Origin of the sequence: Metabacillus niabensis, from assembly GCF_902829255.1 — a bacterium.
GTDB classification, from domain to species: domain Bacteria; phylum Bacillota; class Bacilli; order Bacillales; family Bacillaceae; genus Metabacillus; species Metabacillus niabensis.
The window spans coordinates 1-3,012 of record NZ_CADEPK010000037.1; the positions used below are offsets into that span (position 1 = coordinate 1).

The window sequence follows — 3,012 nt, forward strand, 5'->3', positions numbered from 1 at the left end:
ATATATATTATTTAAAACAAAATGATTTGTTTGTAAATTTATTTATTGCTTCTGAAATTAAACTACCTGAACAAAATATTCACTTGAAACAAGAAACGTCATTTCCGGAATCTGACAAAACCAGGCTAATCTTTGAACATGCAAAACAACAACAAATAACACTACATATTCGCGTACCTAACTGGACTGCAGGTCCGGTAATTGTAACAGTAAATAATGAAAAGAAATTTGTTAGTACAGAAAATGGATATATAAAAATAGATGAAAAATGGAACTCAGGAGATGTGATTGAAATCGAGCTTCCGATGAACTTGTATTTGTCTCCATCTAAAAGCGATCCGTTAAAGGCTGCAATTTTATATGGCCCAATTGTATTAGCAGGTGCTTTAGGAACAAAAGACTTTCCAAAATCTGATATTTTAGCTGATCACCTATCATTAAACAATCATCCATTAATTGATGTACCAGATATAGTTACTGACGATAAGGATTTGTTAAATTGGATAAAGCGTGTAGAGAATCAACCTTTAGAATTTATTACAGATGGAGTTGGTCAACCTGGAAATGTTTCAATAAAGCTAATTCCTTTTTATAAACTTCATCATCAACGTTATACAATATATTGGAATATTATGGATAAAGAAACGTACCAAACATTCGTTGATAAAGAAAAGGAGGAACAAGCTAGATTAAGAGAAATAACAATTGATGTTGTAAATCCAAATGAACAACAGCCAGAGGTTGAACACGGAATAAAGAAGAAAAATTCAAGATCCGGATATTTAAATCTCTTTAATAAAGGGTGGAGAGATAGCATTAATGAAGGATATTTTAGCTATGAAATGAAAGTGGAACAGGGGCAAATGTATTTGCTTGTTACTTATAGCGGAAATGATACAACGTTACATGAGGATGGAAAAGCATATCAACGAGACTTCTCCTTGTTAATTGATGGCACAGTAATCGCTCAACAAATATTGAAAGCAAATCAACCAGGGAAGTTGTTTGATGAATGTTATCCAATTCCACTCTCTCTTACAAATGGAAAGGAGAAGGTTGAAGTCAAATTTGTATCAAAAGAAGGAAAAGTGGCAGGTGGGGTGTATGGACTTAGAATGATTAACAATATAGAAGGCTTGAAAAGAGATAAATGATAAATTTGATACAAGATAGGGGCAGTTGCGAATTAGCGACTGCCCCTATCTGTTTATAGCTTGAAATTATCGACAATATTCCTTAGCTCCTCGGCCTGATTGGATAATTGCGACACAGAATTTGTGATTTGTTCCATTGCAGCTGAACCCTCCTCTGAGGCTGCTGCAGTTGATTCAGTATTCGAAGCGGTTTCATTTGTAATTTTAATAACTTGATCGAACGATTTTGCAACTTCTTTGCTTAGTTTCAATGTTTCTTGGATATGCTCAACCATTTCGTTAACAACGACAGTCGTCCGTTTTGTTTGATTGATTATATCCTCTAAAGAGGAATTAGTTTGGTTTGTCATTTCTACTCCTGATATAACCTCGATTACTCCTTGCTGATTTTGTTGGACTATGTTTTTAACTTCTTGTTGAATCGAGAGAATGATATCTTTCACACTATGTGCAGCTTGTTGAGATTGCTCAGCTAATTTTCTCACTTCATCCGCAACGACTGCAAAACCTTTTCCATGCTCACCAGCACGTGCAGCCTCAATAGCAGCATTAAGTGCTAAAAGATTAGTTTGTTGTGCAATATCTGTAATTGTTCCTATTATTGAAGTGATTTCATTCGATTTTTTACCTAATGCTTCTACAGTTTGACTAGTATTTGACATAATTTCTTCTAGAGACATAATTTTTTCAGATGAAGCCTGCACTGTTTCTCCACCTTTTTGGGCAACAAGGAGCATTTCAGTTGAATTAGCTTTTACGATTTCAGCTTGGTTATTCAAGAAATGCGCTGCTTCTTCAAGACTGCTCATTTTTTCAGACGATAGATTCATTTTAGATTTTGTCGCATCACTTCCAGCGGCAATTTCACTAGATGTTGCTGCAATTGTATTGATTGTCGTAGAGGTTTCCTCTGCAGAAGCTAGTAATTCCTGACTGGTTGCGGTTACATTTTGTGCCATTAATGAAACCTGTCGAACTAAACCAGCGATACTATCGATTAATTTATTTGTATCATTTGCTAAACCACCAAGTTCATCCTGTGTATTTATTTCAATTCGTTTTGTCAAGTCACCACCTGCATTGGCTATTTCAACAATTGATTCGCTGATTTTTGTAACATTTTTCCTAATACCTCTAGATATGCTAATTGAAAACAATATGGCTAAAACAATTGCAAACAGTGTTAAGCTAATTGTAACGACTTTAAAAATAGAAACCTGTTGATTCAGAGCATCTATTCGATTAGCTTGTATTTCCTTTTGTTCCGATATAATTAATTCTACCTGGGTTTGAATCGCTTCCATAAATGCGGTTCCTTCACCAGCTTCTACAATTGATGCTGCTGCTTCAAGCCCCTCTAACTTCCGAGTATTCACAAGAGAATCCGCATATTCAAGCCAACTTTCATAATTTTCTTTTATAATAGCTAGCTTTTCTAGCTGCTTATTATTATCTTTAAACAATTCTTGTAAAATATCATATTCTTCTGTGAATTCGTATTTTCCATTTTCAAATGGATAAATTAAATCGGTAAGACCTGTAATGACAAAGCCTCTTTGACTTGATTCCATTCTAAGTAAAATCTCGGATAAATCTTGTGAACTTCGGTTAATTTCTAAGTCATTTTCAATTAAATAATTAATCTCTTTATCTAGGTGTGTCATATTTGTATAGGAAATAACTGCGGAAACTAATAATACAAATGATAACATCCCAAAAGATAATGTAATTTTTCCACGAATCGTTTTTAAGTAGCTTTGTGATTTGTTTTTCTCTACATTTGATTTTCTTTTTCTCCCTTTTTTAGATTGCTTTCTGTCCAAGTTTTATCCCCCTCCAAAACGTAAGGCTTTTTTAC

Annotated in this window: 2 protein-coding genes; one reads left to right on the forward strand and one right to left on the reverse strand. The window is 34.1% G+C overall.

Going from position 1 to position 3,012, the window contains the following annotated elements; all coding sequences use genetic code 11:
* The coding region (locus tag HU235_RS06455; protein WP_174879679.1) for a DUF6805 domain-containing protein at nt 1-1,154 on the forward strand (1,154 nt) is incomplete at its 5' end.
* Nucleotides 1,155-1,207: 53 nt separating this feature from the next.
* Here the strand turns inward: HU235_RS06455 and HU235_RS06460 are convergent.
* Nucleotides 1,208-2,977: a methyl-accepting chemotaxis protein gene (locus tag HU235_RS06460; RefSeq protein ID WP_174879680.1), complete on the reverse strand. Its 1,770-nt coding sequence runs from the start codon at nt 2,975-2,977 to the stop codon at nt 1,208-1,210.
* Nucleotides 2,978-3,012: the final 35 nt, after the last annotated feature.